Below are 16,550 nucleotides of genomic sequence, written 5' to 3'. Positions count from 1 at the left end.
CATTGACAGCCGGCAAGTGCTCCTACAGATAAGCCGCGTCCGTCCGGCATGCCGGACGATCAGACGGCGACCCGCTGGTTTGCCGCGCCCTCTGTCCTCGGATGTCCCGCATGAACCGTGACGCGCCTGCCGGCGAAGCCCCGCGCATTTCCTTCGTCAGCCTCGGCTGCCCCAAGGCGCTCGTCGATTCCGAGCGGATCCTCACGCATCTGCGCGCCGAGGGCTATGAGCTGTCGCGCCATCACGACGGTGCCGACGTCGTCATCGTCAACACTTGCGGCTTCCTGGACAGCGCCAAGGCGGAGTCGCTCGAAGCGATCGGCACGGCGATGAAGGAGAACGGCAAGGTCATCGTGACCGGCTGCATGGGCGCCGAGCCCGACCAGATCCGCGACATCTTCCCGAACGTTCTCGCGATCACCGGTCCGCAGCAATATGAGAGCGTGCTCGGCGCCGTGCATCAGGCGGTTCCGCCGGCGCACGATCCCTTCGTCGACCTGGTGCCGCCGCAGGGCATCAAGCTGACGCCGCGCCACTACGCCTATCTGAAGATTTCCGAAGGCTGCAACAACCGCTGCTCCTTCTGCATCATCCCGAAGCTGCGCGGCGATCTCGTCAGCCGGCCGGCCGGCGACGTGCTTCGGGAGGCCGAGCGGCTGGTGAAGGCCGGCGTCAAGGAACTGCTCGTCATCTCGCAGGATACGAGCGCCTATGGCGTCGATATCAAATATGCCGCGAGCCCGTGGCGTGACCGCGAGGTCAAGGCGAAGTTCCTCGATCTCTCCGCCGCGCTCGGCGAACTCGGCGTCTGGGTCCGCCTGCACTATGTCTACCCCTACCCTCACGTCGATGCCGTGGTCGAGCTGATGGCCGAGGGCAAGGTGCTGCCCTATATCGATATCCCGTTCCAGCATGCGAGCCCGTCTGTTCTGAAGGCCATGCGCCGCCCGGCGCATCAGGAGAAGACCGCGGAGCGCATCCGCCGCTGGCGCGAGATCTGCCCCGACCTCGCCATCCGCTCGACCTTCATCGTCGGCTTCCCCGGCGAGACCGACGAGGATTTCGAGTTCCTCCTGGATTGGCTGGACGAGGTGAAGCTCGACCGCGTCGGCTGCTTCAAGTTCGAGCCCGTCGACGGCGCGCCGGCGAATGAGCTGGCGGGAATCGTGCCGGACGAGGTCAAGGAACAGCGCTGGCATCGCTTCATGCAGCGCCAGCAGGCGATCAGCGCGAAGCAGCTGGCAAGGCGCGTCGGCCGCCGTGTCCAGGTCCTCGTCGACGAGACGAGCGGTCTCAGGGCCAAGGGTCGCGCTGCCTGGGATGCGCCGGAGATCGACGGCAGCATCCATCTGACCAGCCGCCGGCCGATCCGCGCCGGCGAGTTCGTCACCGCGCGCATCGAAAGCGCCGATGCCTATGATCTCCACGGCACTGTCGTGTGAAGATCACGGCGAGGCTTCCTTAATGCCTCGCGCCTAGTCTGCCGCCACCGTTCCGGGATCGGCCCAACGGGTGGCGGGGGCTCGCCATCTGCGGCTGCGATCGCTCCGAGAGACGAAGGCCGTGCGCGCATTCGCCTCCTGCAATCGGCATTTCGCCGCGCTTGACGGCTGGCGTGGATTTTGCGCGACCATGGTCGCGCTGTTCCACCTCGAAGCCTACAGCCATTTTCGCATGCTCGGCATCGTGCGAAACGCCTATCTCTTCGTCGATTTCTTCTTCGTTCTCAGCGGCTTCGTGATCGCCGCGAACTATGCGCGCGATCTTCGGGAGGGGTTCGGAACAGGGCGCTTCATGCTGCTGCGCCTCGGTCGGCTCTATCCGCTGCACCTCGCGACGCTCGCCTTCCTCGTGGCCCTCGAATGCCTGCCCTTCGTCCTGCACCGTCTGGCGCCGGGCTCCGTGCCGTTCTCGACGCAGGATCGCGGCATCGGCTCGCTCGTCGTCAATCTGCTGATGCTGCAGGCGACGGGCATCGATCGGTCGCTGACGTGGAATTTCCCGAGCTGGAGCGTCAGCGCCGAGCTGTGGACCTATCTCCTGTTTGCGCTGGTGGCGAGCGCCCTGCCCGCTAGCCGTCTCGTCAGGCTCCTCGCGCTGGTGGCGCTGGCGGCGCCAATCATTCTCGGCTTCGTCAGCCCGCGCAACATGGACGCGACCTATGATTTCGGGCTGATCCGCGCAATCGGCGGCTTCAGCGCCGGCGTGATCGGCTATGCGCTTTACCAGCGTTTCATAGGCGTCGACGGCGGCCCGCCTGTGTCGCGGACCTCCTGGACGGGCGTGGAGATAGGCTGCGTCATCCTCGTTGCGGTCTTCGTCTCGGTCGTGGGGACGAGCACGCTTTCGCTGCTCGGGCCGGCGGTGTTTCTGCTGGCCGTGCTGATCTTCTCGGCTGAGGGCGGGGCGGTCAGCGCCCTCCTCCGCTCACGCCCGGCGCTGCGGCTCGGCGTGCTGTCCTATTCGATCTACATGGTGCATGTGCCGGTGCTGCGCGTGCTGATGATGACGATCCATACGCTCGAGCGGACCCTGGGCGTCACGCTGACGACGTCCCAGATTGTCGACGGTCAGAGGGCCACGCTGATCGGACAGGCGCACTGGCAGGGCGATCTCGTCACGATCGGCTTCCTCGCGGCGGTCGTCGCCATCGCGTCCTTCACCTACACCTTCGTGGAAACCCCGGCGCGGCGCTGGTCGCGCGGCCTCGTCGAGCGCCATCTGCCGGTCCGGATGAAGGCCCGCTTCGAAGCGCGCGACCCGGCCCTTCCGGAGCCTCAGCCGGCGCGTTCGGACAGGAGCGCGGCGTAGCGCTCCAGCACCGCGCCCGGAACGCGCCCGATCAGCATGCGCTCCACGCCGTCGCCGGCCGACCAATGCACGACATTGAAGCCGCCCATGGTGCCGGCCGTCGGCTGGACCGCCCCGCTCTCCGCGGCGCGGATCACGCAATAGGCGAAGGGCGTGCCGTCAGCGTCCAAATAGGCAAGTTGAACCAGAGGCTTGCCATCATAATCGAATACCGTCGCGCCGCGAAAATCGGCATCGGGCAGGGCGATCGCGGCGGGCGAGAGCGTTATGCCAAGGCGGTCCGAGGCCAGCGCGAGGCCCTTGGCGAGATGGTCAGGCGTGGGGGCGATCGCCAGCGTGTCGGGCGTGGTGAGCGCCCAATAGCTCGCCACGGCCGCGAGCCAGCCCCCCTCCTCCTCGTGCGCGGGACCACCCAGGACGGCGACGCCGAGCCACAGCCCCACCAGACCAGCCGCCAGCGCGGCAGCCGCCGGCGCCAGAAGGCCGCTCAGCCAGCCCCAGGCGGGTCGGCTCCGCGCCGGGGCGGCGGGCGAGGGCTTCTGCGTCGCGGCGATTGCCCCGTCGAGCATCGCGTCGAGGCGGGCGATCGGCGCGTCGTCCAGCAGCAGGTCGAAGGCGGGCCGCACGCCCTCCCCGCCTCTGTCCAGCGTCGCGAGGCGCGCGCGCAGATCCGCATCGTCAGGGAGGCGCTCGGCTAGGATGGCGGCAGAACCGGCCTCCAGCTCGCCATCAAGCAGCGCGACCAATTGCTCCGCGTCTTCGGATGGATGCCGCTCGCTCATCTCACGCTCCAGGCCTCGCGCCCTCTTCGGCGAGCCGCTCCCGCGCACTGGCGAGCCGGCTCATGATCGTTCCGATCGGCACGCCGAGCAGGTCCGCCGCCTCGCGATAGGAATAGCCTTCGCCATAGACCAGCAGCACCGTCTCGCGCTGCGCATCCGGCAGCCGTCCGATCCGCGCTAACACCTGGCTAGCGAGAATATTCGTTTCGATCGCATGCGCGCCGTCGAAGACGAGCGCGGTCTCCGCATCGACCTCCCCTTCCCCGAGCCGGATGCGCCGCGCGCGCAGCTCGTTGATCCAGATGGAGTGCAGGATGGAGAACAGCCAGCGGTCGAGCCGCGTGCCCGGCTGGTACTGGTCCGCGCGCTCAAGCGCGCGCAGACAGGTTGCCTGCACGAGCTCTTCGGCGGTTTCGCGCCTCCTCGAAAGGACGAGCCCGAAGCGCCAGAGTGCAGGCAGGTGCACCCGCAGGCCGCTTCTCACCTCTTCGTTACCCGACGTGATCATCTGACGAGCGAATAGGTCGGCCCCGAACGCTGTTCATCCTGCGACTTCGCATCGTCGCGAAGGCGTATCAGGAGAGAACACCATGACTATCACGACATCCTGGGTGAAGCGAACCGCCCTCGCCCTGATCTGCCTCGGTGCCATGGCACCGGCCTGGGCGGCCAGCGGCAGCGGCGGCGGAAGCGGCGGCGGCTCCGGTGGCAGCTCGATGCCGCCGCAGCAGGTCTGCAACAAGGGCTGGGTCTGGAGCAAGCCGCTGCAACGCTGCGTGAAGGCCAATTCCGGCAGCCTCGATGACAAGCAACTCCTCGAACAGGGCCGCGCCCTCGCTCTCGCCGGCTACTACGAGAATGCGCTCGCCGTCCTCGACGCCGTGCAGAACAAGAATGACGCGATCGTGCTGACCTATATCGGCTACAGTCATCGCAAGATGGGCGATGTCGATGTCGGCATCGGCTACTACAAGCAGGCTCTCGCGATCGACCCGAACAATCTCAACACGCGCGAATATCTCGGCGAGGGCTATGTTTCGGCTGGCCGTGTCGAGGAGGCCAAGCTCGAGCTGTCGACCATCGAGAAGCTCTGCGGCAATCGCAGCTGCGAGCAGTATGGCGATCTGGCGAATGCACTCGCCGGCAAGCCGGAATAGCGCCGGAGCCCAGCAAGTCAGATGCTTGATCGGATCGACATTGTATCGGCGGCGCCCCTCGGCGCCGCCTCGCGCCAGACCCAGCCCGTCGTCACGCTCCGCTCGCTCGCGACCGCGACGCCGCCACATCGTCTCGTGCAATCGGAGGTTCGCGATGCGTCACGCGCGCTGTTCGCGGATCGCATGCCCTTCTTCTCCCGGCTCGAGCCGGTCTTCGACAATGCGGAGATCGAGCATCGCTATTCCTGCCAGCCGCTCGAATGGTTCATGCAGCCGGCCGATTTCAAGGAGAAATCCCGCCTCTATGTCGAGCACGCGACCGCGCTCGCCGAAGATGCCGCGCGCCGCGCCCTCGATGCGGCGGCCATGGAGGCAGACGAGATCGACCTGATCCTGTTCGTCAGCTCCACCGGCATTGCGACGCCGAGCATCGATGCCCGGCTCCTCAACCGCATTCCGTTCCGCTCGAATGTGATGCGCCTGCCGGTCTTCGGCTATGGCTGCGCCGGCGGCGTGCTCGGCCTTTCGCGCGCGGCCCAGATGGCCCGCACGAGTCCCGGCCTCAATGTGCTGCTCATCGTCGTGGAATTGTGCTCGCTCGCCTTCCGTCTCGATCGCCTGACCAAGAGCAACCTCGTCGCCTGCGCGCTGTTCGGCGATGGCGCCGCCGCAGCGGTGATCTCCAGCGGGCTGGATGCCGGCGGGGCGGGCTGTACCATTGGCTCGAGCGGCGAGCATTGCTGGCCGGACACGCTCAACGTGATGGGCTGGGATGTCGACGCTGGCGGCCTCGACGTGATCTTCCACCAGAGCATTCCCGATATCGTCGCGCGCGACTATCCGGTCGTGCTCGATCGCTTTCTCGCGGATTGCGGCCTGACTCGCGCAACCGTGGGCCGGCCTTGCTGCCATCCGGGCGGCGCCAAGGTGATCACCGAGCTGGAGAGCGTCTTCGGTCTTCCCGCCGCGGGCCTGACATCCGAACGGCGCGTGCTGCGCGATTTCGGGAACATGTCGGCGCCGACGGTCCTCTTCGTCCTCGACGATCTGCTACGGTCCGGAGCGAGCGGCCCGCTGCTCCTGACGGCGCTCGGCCCCGGCTTCACGGCCGCGTTCCAGTGCATCGACGTGGCGGCGCAGGGGGCGAGACCATGACGCTCGGCCGGGTCTATGCGCTGATCGGCATTCTCGCGGTTCAGCGCCTTGCCGAGCTCGTCTATGCACGCCGCAACACCGCCCGCCTGCTCGCCGCCGGCGGCACCGAAATCGGGCGCAGGCACTATCCGCTCTTCATTCTGCTGCACAGCGCCTGGTTCGTGGCGATCGCTGTCCTCGCCGCACCCACATCCTCGGTGCCCTGGATCGGGCTCGGCGTCCTGTTGCTGCTGCAGATGGCGCGGTTCTGGGTGATCCGCAGCCTCGGCCCGTACTGGACGACGCGCATCATCACGACGCCGGGAACGCCCCTCCGACGCCGCGGCCCCTATCGCTGGGTGGAGCACCCGAACTATCTGGTGGTCGAAGCGGAGATCGTTCTGGTGCCGCTGCTGCTCGATCTGCCGGTGGTCGCGATCGTCTTCGGCCTGCTGAATGCCGCGCTGCTCACCTGGCGCATCCATGTCGAGGGGCAGGCCCTCGCGCCGCGCCGTGCTCTCGCCGCGTCAGACTGACAGTAGATCCACCAGCGCAGAGGCGACGATCTCCGTCGCCGCCTTCAAATCGGCAAGGCGGATGTGCTCATCAGCAGAATAGGCGTTGGATTCGGCGATCGAGCGCGGCCCCGCGCCATAGAGGACGGTCGGCACGCCAGCGGCTGCATAGTGCCGGGCGTCGGTATAGAGCGGCACGCCCGTCACTGCGACCGGCGTTCCCAGAACCGCCTCGGCGGACCCCCGGATGGCCTCGACCAGCCGTTCGACGCCTGGCAAGGGCCGCAGCGGTTCGGCGAGCAGAATGCGCCGGCATTCGATCTCGATGCCGGGCAGCGTGACGCCGGCCGCCTCGATCAGACGAACCAGCTCCGCCTCGACCGCCTCGCCATCCTCTTCGGGAAGGATACGGCGGTCGATCCGGATTGCGATGCGCTCCGGCACGACATTGGCGTTGGTTCCGCCCGAGATCAGGCCAACCGTGATCTGCGGCGAACCGATGCCGGGTTCCGCCGAGACGATGCCGGCGAGCCGGCGGCGCTCGGCATAGATCGCCGCCAGGATCGGAACCGTCGCCTCGAGTGCATCGGCGCCCGAATCCACCGCCGTCGCATGGGCCTGGCGGCCGCGAACAATGACTTCGAGATGCAGGACGCCGCTATGCGCCGTCGCGATCGCATAGGAGAAGCCGGCCGTGATCGCGTAGTCGATGCGCTGGTCGCGATGCGACAGCAGCCATTTCGGCCCGACGAAGCCGCCCGCCTCCTCGTCGAAGGTGAAATGCAGCTCCACGGCGCCGTCGAGCGGCCTGTCCGCCGATTCGAGCACGAGGAGCGCAAAGGCATAGGTCGCGAAGTCGGACTTCGACACGGCCGCGCCACGGCCATAGATCGCCCCGCGCCGCTCCTCGGCGCCATAGGGATCCGTCGACCAGCCTTCGCCCGGCGGCACGGCATCGCCATGCGCGTTCAGGACGATCACCGGCCCCCTGCCCTCGCCGAACTGCCGCCGCACCACGAGATTGGCGACGCTGCGCATGCCATGCTGGCGCGCAAAGGGTTCGGGCACCGGATCGATCTCAGGCGCGAGGCCGAGTTGCTCCAGGAGCGCGGCGACGTCTTCGGCGAGCGGCGCGCAATCACCGGGCGGATTATCGCCCGGCAGGCGGATCAGCGCCTTCAGGAAGGCCACCTCGCGCTCGAAATTCGCCTCGACCGCCGCATGGATCATGACGGGCCGCTTTCCTGCCGCGCGAGCTCGACGATCGTGCCGACGAGCGCCTCCACGGCGGCGCCCATATCGTCGATCGTCACCGATTCGAGCGGATTGTGGCTGATCCCGGCCCGGCAGCGCACGAAGATCATGCCGAAATCGGTCAGTTGCACCATGGACTGGCCGTCATGGCCGGCGCCGGACATCAGGCTGCGCGCCGGTTTGCCCTGGACGGCGGAAACGGCGGCGCCGATCGCCTTCTGCAGCCGCGGGGCGCAGCGCGCGACCGGCTTCTCCATCACCGTTTCGAAACCGACGACGACATGGCGGCGGCGGTCGATCTTGCGCGCGAAATTGCTGATCGTCTCGACGGCGGCCTTGCGCGCGGCGTCGTCGGCGGCGCGGACATCGACGGAGAAACGGACATCGGCCGGAATGACGTTGGATGCGCCCGGCATCACCTCGACATGGCCGACCGTCGCCACCAGCGAGTGCTTCTTGCCCTTGCGCGCCGTCGCCTCGATTTCGAGGATGATCTCGGCGGCCGCGGTGAGCGCGTCATGGCGCATGGCCATCGGCACGGTGCCGGCATGGCCGGCTTCGCCGCGGATGCGCACCCGATGCCGGCTCTGGCTGGCAATGGCGCTGACGACGCCGAGCGGCTCGTTGGACGCCTCCAGCACCGGCCCCTGCTCGATATGGACTTCGAGATAGCCGAGCACGCCGGGCCGGTCATAGGCCTCGCCCGAGAGGCGCGCCGGATCGGTTCCAAAGGCCTTCAGCGCCTCGCCGAGCGTCGTTCCGGCCTCGTCGGCTGCATCGAGCGTCGCGGGATCGAACGTGCCAGCCGCGACGGCCGAAGACGTCAGTGTAACAGGGAAGCGGACGCCCTCCTCGTCGCCGAAGGCGAGGATTTCGAGACCGAAGGGAAGCTGGATCCCGCGCGCCTTGAGGACTTCGACCGCCAGAATGCCCGCGACCACGCCGAGATTGCCGTCATAGCGGCCGGCATCGATCACTGTGTCGATATGCGATCCGATCAGGAGCGCCTTGTTGGCGCTCTTCCCCGAGCGCCCGGGCGGCAGCGCGCCGCGCATCGTCCCGGCCGCATCGAGCCGGGTGGCGAGCCCGGCGGCGGTCATCCATTCGCCGACCAGATCAGCGGCGCGGCGGTGTTCGGGGGTCAGGTAGAGACGGGTCAGCCGATCCGGGTCGGCCGAGATGGCGGCCAGAGCGTCGATCATGCGCTGCGCGCGCTCGCCGAGCTCTCTCGTGGACGGAATAGTGGCTGCCGCGCTCATGACGCGACACGGTCCTCGAGCCGGAAACGCAGGATACGCTCGACCTGGCCGAGCGCGGTCTGGAACTCGACCTCCGGCGCGTTCGGAAGCCGCTCCTGGAACGCGGCGATGATCTGCGCCTTGGTCGAGCCCTTCACCGCGCGGATGAACGGGATGCCGTGCCGGGCGCGGTAGCGGGTGTTGAGATCGGTGAAGAGCGCATATTCTTCGGCCGTCATCCGGTCGAGGCCGGCGCCGGACTGCTCATTGTAGGATTCGGGCGCGAGTTCGCCCGCGATCGCGGCCTTGCCGGCGAGATCGGGGTGCTCGCGCAGCAGAGCGAGCTGGCCGGCATGGTCCATTTCCCGCAGCGCTCGGTGGAAGGCAGCGACCAGCGCGGCGTGATCGGCGAAGGGCGCGAAGGCGAAGGCCGATCGCGCAACCCACGGAGAATGCTCGGCAATATCGCCGAAGGACGCGACGAAACCCGCCTCGTCCATACGGTTCACATCGTCGAGCGTGAGCGGCGGGTTCGGCATGCTGTCACGAAGGCGCAGAGGTCCAAGTGGTTTGGCCGAAGCCCCGGAACTCAAGCGAGTCCAAGGGCTTCCGGCGTTCCAAGAGCTTCTAATGGCTTTGCAGCCAGGCGCCAAGCTCCTTGCGTTCATCGGCGGTCATGTGGGTCTCGTTGCCGAGCGGCATGGTATTGCCCTGGACCGCCTGGGCGATGATCTGGTCCTTGTGGGCGGCCAGCTGGTCGGTCGAGGTCAGGATCACGCCCTTCGGCGGGGCTTCGAAACCGTCATGGGTCGGCTTGGCCGAATGGCACATGGCGCAATGTTTCGCAGTCAAAGCAAGGACTTGCGCGTCGCTGACCTGGAGGCTCGGATCGATCTCCTGCTCTTTCGGTGCGGTCAGATAGAGCAACGCGCCGAGGGCGACGAGTGCGATCGGGACCGCCCAGACATAGTTGAAGATCGGGTCATGCGCCTCGTGGCGGTTGATGAAGTGCCGTATCGATCCGCCGAGAATCAGGATGAAGGCGACGATCAGCCAGCTCTGCGGATGACTCGACAGAAACGGATAGTGATTGCTGACCATCATCAGCAAGACGGGCAGCGTCAGATAGTTGTTGTGAACCGAGCGTTGCTTACCGATCGCGCCGAGGCGCGGATCCGGCGCCTCGTGTTTCAGGAGCGAGGCGACGATCTTCTTCTGGTTCGGAATGATCACGCCGAACACATTGACGGCCATGATCGTGCCGACAAAGGCGCCGACATGGATCAGCGCGCCGCGGCCCGAGAAGACATGCGTGAACATATAGGCCGCGCCGACGATGAGCGCGAAGACGCAGACCGCCAGCAGCGGCGTATTCCTGCCAATCGGCGACTTGCACAGCCGGTCATAGATCACCCAGCCGCCGATCAGCGACAGGACCGATATGACGATCGCCTGCGAGGGGACGAGTTCGAGGACCGATTTGTCGATCAGGAACGTGTTGGCGTTCCAGTAATACTGGACGCAGAGCAGAAAGAAGCCGGAGACCCAGGTGAGATAGGCCTCCCATTTGTACCAGATCAGATCATCGGGCAGCGCCGGCGGCGCGACGAGGTATTTCTCGACGTGATAGAAGCCGCCGCCATGGACCTCCCAGGCCGTCCCATAGACGCCGGGCGTCATCTTCTCGCGCTTCTTCAGGCTCAGATCCAGCGCGATGAAGTAGAACGAGGTGCCGATCCAGCCAATGCCCGCGATCATATGGCCCCAACGGATCAGGAGATTGAGCCATTCGACGATGAATGCGGACATGTGTGGTGCAGCCCCCGGGAATTGGTCGCAGCCGGCGCCCCGCGGCGCCGACCGTCAGAGTGTGTCGGCGGCGTCGCCCGGACGCCGCCATTGGCGAAACGCCGCTGCCTTTACTGCGGCAGCTTGTCGTCGATGCCCTTCACGTACCAGTTCAGGCCGAGCAGGGTGCCGTCGTCGAGGTTCTGGCCGGCCGGGATGACCTCGGTGCCGTCCTGCTTGACGATCGGGCCCTTGAAGGGATGCAGCGCGCCCGACTCGATGTCGGCCTGGGTCTTCTTCGCCATGGCGACGACGTCGTCGGGAAGGTTGGTGTAGGGCGCCATCTGCATGATGCCGTCCTTGAGGCCGTCCCAGCTCTGCTCCGGCTTCCAGGTGCCGTCGAGGACCGCGTTGATGCGCTTCTCGTAATACGGACCCCAGGTGTCGACGATCGCCGTGTACTGGGCCTTGGGCGCGAACTGGATCATGTCATGCGCCTGGCCGAAGCCATGCAGGCCGCGCTCCTGCGCGATCTGGAGCGGCGCCGGCGAGTCGGTGTGCTGCGTGATGATGTCGACGCCCTGGTCGAACAGCGCCTTGGCGGCGTCGGCTTCCTTGGCGGGGTCGAACCAGGAGTTCACCCAGATGATCTTGACCTTGAAGTCCGGGTTGACGGACTGCGCGCCGAGCATGAAGGCGTCGATGCCCATCACGACCTCGGGGATCGGGAAGGAGACGATGTAGCCGGCGACGCCGGCCTTGGACTGCTTCGCCGCGATCTGGCCCTGGATGTAGCGGCCTTCGTAGAACCGCGAATTATAGGTGCCGACATTCGGCGCGGTCTTGAAGCCGGTGGCGTGCTCGAACTTCACGTCCGGGAACTTCGCGGCGACCTTGATGGTCGGGTCCATGAAGCCGAAGGAGGTGGTGAAGATGATCTTGCAGCCCGAGCGGGCGAGACGCTCGATCGCGCGCTCGGCGTCCGGACCCTCGGCGACGTTCTCGACATAGGTCGTCTCGATCTTGTCGCCGAGCTTCTCCTGCGCGTAGAGGCGGCCCTTATCGTGGCCTTCGCTGTAGCCGCCGTCATTGTGCGGGCCGACATAGACCCAGCACGCCTTGAGCTTGTCGGCGGCTTCCGCCGCGCTCATGCCGGCGGCGAGCGCGATCACCGCCACCGCTGCCGAAAGGACTTTCTTCATGTGCGTTCTCCCGTTTGGATCATCGATTGCGTTTGGGTTCCGACGGCTGCTGCTTACCGGTCGGGAACGAAGGATTGGCCGAGCGCGGCCGGTGTGTTGGTGCTGACCAGGACGCGATTGCGCGAAATGATCACCAGGACGACGATGGTCGTGAGGTAAGGCAGCGCCGACAGGAACTGCGAGGGAATGCCGATGCCGAAGGCCTGGGCATGCAATTGCAGGATCGAGACGCCGCCGAACACGATCGCGCCGATGAAGACGCGGAGCGGCAGCCAGGTGCCGAACACGACCAGCGCCAGCGCGATCCAGCCGCGGCCGGCGGTCATCGCCTCCGTCCATTGCGGCGTATAGACCAGCGAGAGATAGGCGCCGCCGACGCCGGCGCAGGCGCCGCCGAACAGCACGGCCAGAAAGCGGACGCGGATCACGTCATAGCCGAGCGTATGCGCCGAGCCATGGCTGTCGCCGACGGCGCGCAGCACGAGGCCGCCGCGGGTGCGGAACAGGAACCAGGAGACGCCAATCGTCAGCGCGATGGCGAGATAGGTCAGCGGATCGAGCCCGAAGATCACGCGGCCGACAATCGGCAGGTCGGTGAGGCCGGGAATGTTGAGGCTCGGCACGCTGACGCCGGGAATTCCGACGAAGGAATCGCCGATCAGGCCGGAAAGGCCGAGGCCGAACAGCGTCAACGCGAGGCCGGACGCAACCTGGTTGGCGACGAAGACCAGCGTCACGATGCCGAACAGCGCGGCCATGACCACGCCCGCGACGATCGCCGCGAGCACGCCGATCATCGGATTGCCGGTGACATGGGCGGCTGCAAAGCCGGCGACGGCGCCCATCGCCATCATGCCCTCGACGCCGAGATTGAGGACGCCGGAGCGTTCGGCGACCAGTTCGCCGATTGCCGCGAAGATCAGCGGCGTCGCCGCGGTGATGACGGTGAGGAGAATGCTCTCGAGCATGGCGCCGTCACCTCGCTGCCGGATGGGCCGCCCGGGCCGGCGCATGCGCCAGCCTCGGCCGGTAGATGATGAAGGTGTCGCAGACCAGAACGAAGAACAGCAGGATGCCCTGGAACACGCGCGTCGTCTGGCTGGAGACGCCGAGCGCGATCTGCGCGCCCTCCCCGCCCATGTAGGAGAGGCCGAGCAGCAGGCCGGCGAAGACCGCGCCGACTGGGTTCAGGCGACCGAGAAAGGCCACGATGATGGCCGTGAAGCCATAGCCGGGCGAAACCGAGGTGCGCAGCTGCCCGATCGGGCCGGCCGCCTCGCAGATGCCGGCAAGGCCGGCGAGCGCGCCCGAGATCAGGAAGCTCGCCATCACCATGCGCGGATGGCTGAAACCGGCGAAGAGGCCGGCGCGCGGCGCCTGGCCGAGCACGCGGATCTGGAAGCCGAAGCGCGTGTAGCGCATGACGAACCACGCCGCGATCGCGATCAGGATCGCGGCCGGGAAGGAGAGGAAGATCTCGGTTCCCGGAAGCGTGGGCATGAGCTGCCCGTCGGTGAAGGTCCGGCTGTCCGGGAAATTATGCCCGGCCGGATTGCGCCAGGGCCCGCGCGCCAGCCAGTCGAGAAAGAGCTGCGCGACATAGACCAGCATCAGGCTGGTCAGGATCTCATTGGTGCCGAAGCGCGTCTTCAGCACGGCGGGGATGGCGGCATAGACCATGCCGCCCAGCATGCCGAGCACCAGCATGGCCGGCAGGACCAAAGGACCGCTCGCATCGGGGAAGAAGATCGGCACGAAGGAGCCGGCGATCGCGCCGGCCACGAGCTGGCCCTCGGCACCGATGTTCCAGACGCCCGCGCGGAAGCAGAAGCAGAGGCCGATCGCGACGAGGATGATCGGCGTCGCCTTGGCGATCAGGTCCTCGATCGACCACATCGCCGTCAGCGGCTCGATGAAATAGACCTCCAGCGCCTTGAGCGGGTCGATGCCCGACACGACGAAGATCACGAAAAAGGCGATGACGGACAGCACGATCGCGAGGATTGGCGAAGCAAACTGCATCGCCTTGCTCGGATCGGCCCTCCGCTCAAGAATGATGCGCATGCGGCCCCTCCCCCTTCCCGCCGGCGTTGACCGCCGTGCGGATTCCCTCGCCGAGGCCGCCCATCTTCAGGCCGATCTCCTCGCGACTCGTCTGGCGTGCCGGAACCGGCTCGCTCAGATGGCCGCGCGAGATGACTGCGATGCGGTCGGCGATCGAGAAGATTTCGTCGAGATCCTGGCTGATCACGATCACGGCCGAGCCCGACCGCGCCAGATCGACCAGCGCCTGGCGGATGAGCGCCGCGGCGCCGGCATCGACGCCCCAGGTCGGCTGGCTGACGATCAGCACGCCCGGCTGCCGGTCGATCTCCCGCCCGACGATGAATTTCTGCAGATTGCCGCCCGAGAGCGAGCCGGCATCGGGATCCGTCTTGGACTTGCGCACATCGAAGGAGCGGCCGATCCGCTCGGCGAGCGTGCGCATGCCGCCGAAATCGATCACGCCGGCCCGCAGCAACTGGTCGCCCGTGGCATGGCGCGTCAGCAGCACATTCTCGGACAGCGCGAGGCGCGGCACCGCGCCATGGCCGTTGCGCTCCTCCGGCACGAAGGCTGCGCCGAGCCGGCGCCGTGCCGTGATGCCGAGCCGGCCGGCCGGATGACCGTCGATGATGACTGTGTCGGCGCTGCCCGCGAGTCGCTCGCCGGAGAGCGCCTCGAACAATTCGCCCTGGCCGTTGCCGGCGATGCCGGCAATGCCGACGATCTCGCCCGCGCGGACATCCAGCTGGATATCCTTGAGCGCGACCGCGAACGGCCCCGGCTCAGGCAGGGAGAGGCCGCGCACGACAAAGCGCGACTTGGACGCGACCGGCACGGGCGTATCGGTCTGGAGCGCATGCACCTCGGTTCCGACCATCAGGCTGGCGAGCCGCGCGGCCGTCTCCTTCTGCGGATCGCATTCGCCGACGACCTTGCCGAGCCGCAGGATCGTCGCGTGATGGCAGATCTGCTTCACCTCTTCGAGGCGGTGGCTGATGTAGAGCACCGCGCAGCCCTTGGCGATCAGCTTGTCGAGCGTGACGAACAGATCGTCGGCCTCCTGCGGCGTCAGCACCGAGGTCGGCTCGTCCATGATCAGCAGTTCGGGGTTCTGCAGCAGGCAGCGCACGATCTCGACGCGCTGGCGCTCGCCGACGGAGAGATCGACGATGCGCGAGGACGGATTGAGCGGCAGGCCATACTCCGCCGAGACCTTGCTGATCTCGCGGGCGAGCTCCACCATGTTGTGCCGGCCCGACAGGGCGAGCGCGATGTTCTCGGTGACGGTCAGCGCCTCGAACAGCGAGAAATGCTGGAACACCATGCCGATGCCGAGCCGCCGTGCGGCGGACGGGCTCGGGATGACGACCGGCTCGCCCTTCCAGCGCAGTTCGCCTTCGGTCGGCTGCAGCGAGCCATAGATGATCTTCACCAGCGTCGATTTACCCGCACCGTTCTCGCCGAGCAGGGCATGGATCTCGCCCTTGCGGATGGCGAAATCGACATGGTCGTTCGCGGTAAACGCGCCGAAGCGCTTGGTGATGCCGACCGCCTCCAGCAGGGGTGCCGTATCGGGCCTGGAACGCCCTGCGGATTGGCTCTGTTGCACGTCAGACGGCCTTTCGAGTCCGGGCGGAACGTGTGTCGAGCGTCCCGGCGTTGTCGGCTTCGACACTCTGAGCAGCCTCGTCGCGCATGAGCAAGTCCGCTGCGACGGCGAGCGCGATGGCCGCGGGGAGTTTCGAGCGGATGCCGGCCACGCCGATCGGCATGATCATGCGCGCGACATCATCCGCCGCATGGCCCGCCTCGCCGAGCAGGCGGCGGAAGCGCGCGCGCTTCGAAGTGCTGCCGATCACGCCGAGATAGGCAATGCCGGGACGGCGGAGCGCGGCATCGGTGATTGCAAGATCGAGGCCGTGATGATGCGTCATGACGAGCACGAAATCCCCTGCCCCGGCCGCGTCCAGCACGGAAGGCGGATCGGCGGTCTCGATGCAGGTGACATTGCCGGGCACGCGCGCCGGGAAGGCGTCGGGGCGCGGATCGACCCAGGTGACCGCGAAGGGCAGCGGCGCGAGGGCGAGCACCAGCGCGCGGCCGACATGGCCGGCGCCGAACAGGAACAGCCGCCGCGGCGCCTCGCCGAAGCCCTCCTCCAGCCGATCCGCGCGGAGCCGGACAGCGCCGATCGCCACGCTTCCCGAATCATCGCGGACACGCTCGAGCGGTCCGCTGCCGTCGATGCCGGCCGTGGTGCGGAACGGCCCTTCGGCCTCGAACGCGGCGAGGCGGGCGATCGTCTCGCGCTGCGCGGCGTCGAACAGCTCATAGGCGAGTTCGACGCGCCCGCCGCAGCACTGGCCGAGATCCGGGCCGAGCGCGACCGAGCGCGTCTGGAACGGCTTGCCGCCGGGGCGGGCGAGCAGCGCCTGCAGATCGGCCAGCGCGCGCCATTCGAGCGTGCCGCCGCCGATCGTGCCGAAGAACGAACCGTCCGGCAGCGCCACCACCCGCGCGCCCGTCTCGCGGGGCGTCGAGCCCTGCATGCCGACGACGCTCGCCATGGCGACCTTGCCATGGGCGTCGAGGGCATCGAGCAGGCGCTGCCAGAGGCGCATAT

16 protein-coding genes are annotated in these 16,550 nt (G+C 67.3%); 5 read left to right on the top strand and 11 right to left on the bottom strand.

Translation table 11 applies throughout. The features are described 5' to 3' along the window. The first annotated feature begins 110 nt into the window (after nt 1-110). Both rimO and GGR25_RS02975 read left to right on the top strand, forming a co-directional pair. Nucleotides 111-1,442 carry a 30S ribosomal protein S12 methylthiotransferase RimO gene (gene rimO, locus GGR25_RS02980; RefSeq protein WP_183397219.1) on the top strand — a complete coding sequence of 444 codons (1,332 nt, stop codon included), beginning with the start codon at nt 111-113 and terminating at the stop codon, nt 1,440-1,442. A gap of 121 nt (nt 1,443-1,563) precedes the next feature. Beyond that, the gene (locus GGR25_RS02975; RefSeq protein WP_183397218.1) at nt 1,564-2,811 is read left to right on the top strand and encodes an acyltransferase family protein; all 1,248 of its coding nucleotides are present in this window, start codon (nt 1,564-1,566) and stop codon (nt 2,809-2,811) included. On the opposite strand, the gene GGR25_RS02970 is transcribed toward GGR25_RS02975, so the two are convergent. Continuing rightward, the gene (locus tag GGR25_RS02970) at nt 2,778-3,593 is read right to left on the bottom strand and encodes an anti-sigma factor (protein WP_183397217.1); all 816 of its coding nucleotides are present in this window, start codon (nt 3,591-3,593) and stop codon (nt 2,778-2,780) included. The two genes, GGR25_RS02975 and GGR25_RS02970, sit on opposite strands and share 34 nt — an antisense overlap. 1 nt (nt 3,594) lies before the next feature. After that, a complete protein-coding gene (locus GGR25_RS02965; protein ID WP_183397216.1) occupies nt 3,595-4,101 on the bottom strand; it encodes an RNA polymerase sigma factor in 507 nt (168 codons plus the stop codon). A gap of 82 nt (nt 4,102-4,183) precedes the next feature. Here GGR25_RS02965 and GGR25_RS02960 point away from each other — a divergent pair, with 82 nt between their 5' ends. Genes GGR25_RS02960 through GGR25_RS02950 form a run of 3 tightly spaced genes read left to right on the top strand, consistent with a single transcriptional unit; the run spans nt 4,184 to nt 6,420 of the window. Beyond that, on the top strand, nt 4,184-4,750 hold the full coding sequence (locus GGR25_RS02960; RefSeq protein ID WP_183397215.1) for a tetratricopeptide repeat protein: 567 nt from the start codon (nt 4,184-4,186) through the stop codon (nt 4,748-4,750). 21 nt (nt 4,751-4,771) lie between these two features. Continuing rightward, a complete protein-coding gene (locus GGR25_RS02955) occupies nt 4,772-5,905 on the top strand; it encodes a type III polyketide synthase (protein WP_183397214.1) in 1,134 nt (377 codons plus the stop codon). Then, entirely contained in the window at nt 5,902-6,420 is a 519-nt protein-coding gene (locus tag GGR25_RS02950; protein WP_183397213.1) for an isoprenylcysteine carboxyl methyltransferase family protein, read from the top strand. Before GGR25_RS02955 ends, GGR25_RS02950 begins: the two co-directional genes overlap by 4 nt. Here the strand turns inward: GGR25_RS02950 and GGR25_RS02945 are convergent. The 9 genes from GGR25_RS02945 to xdhC form a co-directional block, all read right to left on the bottom strand. After that, a complete protein-coding gene (locus GGR25_RS02945; RefSeq protein WP_183397212.1) occupies nt 6,412-7,629 on the bottom strand; it encodes a M20/M25/M40 family metallo-hydrolase in 1,218 nt (405 codons plus the stop codon). The two genes, GGR25_RS02950 and GGR25_RS02945, sit on opposite strands and share 9 nt — an antisense overlap. Continuing rightward, complete coding sequence (locus GGR25_RS02940; RefSeq protein ID WP_183397211.1) at nt 7,626-8,912, bottom strand: allantoate amidohydrolase; 1,287 nt, start codon at nt 8,910-8,912, stop codon at nt 7,626-7,628. The genes GGR25_RS02945 and GGR25_RS02940 overlap by 4 nt, the downstream gene beginning before the upstream one ends. After that, nucleotides 8,909-9,430, bottom strand: a complete 522-nt coding sequence (gene uraD / locus GGR25_RS02935) for a 2-oxo-4-hydroxy-4-carboxy-5-ureidoimidazoline decarboxylase (protein WP_210299783.1) — start codon at nt 9,428-9,430, stop codon at nt 8,909-8,911. The genes GGR25_RS02940 and uraD overlap by 4 nt, the downstream gene beginning before the upstream one ends. Nucleotides 9,431-9,518: 88 nt before the next feature. Beyond that, a complete protein-coding gene (locus GGR25_RS02930; protein ID WP_183397210.1) occupies nt 9,519-10,700 on the bottom strand; it encodes a urate hydroxylase PuuD in 1,182 nt (393 codons plus the stop codon). Between the two features lie 110 nt (nt 10,701-10,810). Continuing rightward, nucleotides 10,811-11,881 carry a BMP family ABC transporter substrate-binding protein gene (locus tag GGR25_RS02925; RefSeq protein ID WP_183397209.1) on the bottom strand — a complete coding sequence of 357 codons (1,071 nt, stop codon included), beginning with the start codon at nt 11,879-11,881 and terminating at the stop codon, nt 10,811-10,813. Between the two features lie 53 nt (nt 11,882-11,934). After that, nucleotides 11,935-12,849, bottom strand: a complete 915-nt coding sequence (locus tag GGR25_RS02920) for an ABC transporter permease (RefSeq protein ID WP_183397208.1) — start codon at nt 12,847-12,849, stop codon at nt 11,935-11,937. A 7-nt stretch (nt 12,850-12,856) separates the two neighbouring features. After that, nucleotides 12,857-13,945: an ABC transporter permease gene (locus GGR25_RS02915; protein ID WP_183397207.1), complete on the bottom strand. Its 1,089-nt coding sequence runs from the start codon at nt 13,943-13,945 to the stop codon at nt 12,857-12,859. Next, nucleotides 13,929-15,536, bottom strand: coding sequence for an ABC transporter ATP-binding protein (locus GGR25_RS02910; protein ID WP_380146942.1), 1,608 nt, complete (start codon nt 15,534-15,536; stop codon nt 13,929-13,931). Before GGR25_RS02910 ends, GGR25_RS02915 begins: the two co-directional genes overlap by 17 nt. 1 nt (nt 15,537) lies before the next feature. Continuing rightward, nucleotides 15,538-16,548: a xanthine dehydrogenase accessory protein XdhC gene (xdhC, locus tag GGR25_RS02905; RefSeq protein WP_183397206.1), complete on the bottom strand. Its 1,011-nt coding sequence runs from the start codon at nt 16,546-16,548 to the stop codon at nt 15,538-15,540. Nucleotides 16,549-16,550: the final 2 nt, after the last annotated feature.

Source organism: Kaistia hirudinis (genome assembly GCF_014196455.1).
GTDB classification, from domain to species: Bacteria; Pseudomonadota; Alphaproteobacteria; order Rhizobiales; family Kaistiaceae; genus Kaistia; species Kaistia hirudinis.
The sequence above is the reverse complement of the archived record's forward strand: the minus strand, read 5'-3'. Positions and strand labels throughout refer to the sequence as shown.

Coding starts and splice junctions, on each gene's coding strand:
- GGR25_RS02955 (WP_183397214.1), top strand. CDS start 4,772: ATGCTTGATCGGATCGACATTGTATCGGCGGCGCCCCTCGGCGCCGCC.
- uraD (WP_210299783.1), bottom strand. CDS start 9,430: ATGCCGAACCCGCCGCTCACGCTCGACGATGTGAACCGTATGGACGAG.
- GGR25_RS02930 (WP_183397210.1), bottom strand. CDS start 10,700: ATGTCCGCATTCATCGTCGAATGGCTCAATCTCCTGATCCGTTGGGGC.
- GGR25_RS02920 (WP_183397208.1), bottom strand. CDS start 12,849: ATGCTCGAGAGCATTCTCCTCACCGTCATCACCGCGGCGACGCCGCTG.
- GGR25_RS02965 (WP_183397216.1), bottom strand. CDS start 4,101: ATGATCACGTCGGGTAACGAAGAGGTGAGAAGCGGCCTGCGGGTGCAC.
- rimO (WP_183397219.1), top strand. CDS start 111: ATGAACCGTGACGCGCCTGCCGGCGAAGCCCCGCGCATTTCCTTCGTC.
- GGR25_RS02960 (WP_183397215.1), top strand. CDS start 4,184: ATGACTATCACGACATCCTGGGTGAAGCGAACCGCCCTCGCCCTGATC.
- GGR25_RS02915 (WP_183397207.1), bottom strand. CDS start 13,945: ATGCGCATCATTCTTGAGCGGAGGGCCGATCCGAGCAAGGCGATGCAG.
- xdhC (WP_183397206.1), bottom strand. CDS start 16,548: ATGCGCCTCTGGCAGCGCCTGCTCGATGCCCTCGACGCCCATGGCAAG.
- GGR25_RS02925 (WP_183397209.1), bottom strand. CDS start 11,881: ATGAAGAAAGTCCTTTCGGCAGCGGTGGCGGTGATCGCGCTCGCCGCC.
- GGR25_RS02950 (WP_183397213.1), top strand. CDS start 5,902: ATGACGCTCGGCCGGGTCTATGCGCTGATCGGCATTCTCGCGGTTCAG.
- GGR25_RS02940 (WP_183397211.1), bottom strand. CDS start 8,912: ATGAGCGCGGCAGCCACTATTCCGTCCACGAGAGAGCTCGGCGAGCGC.
- GGR25_RS02945 (WP_183397212.1), bottom strand. CDS start 7,629: ATGATCCATGCGGCGGTCGAGGCGAATTTCGAGCGCGAGGTGGCCTTC.
- GGR25_RS02970 (WP_183397217.1), bottom strand. CDS start 3,593: ATGAGCGAGCGGCATCCATCCGAAGACGCGGAGCAATTGGTCGCGCTG.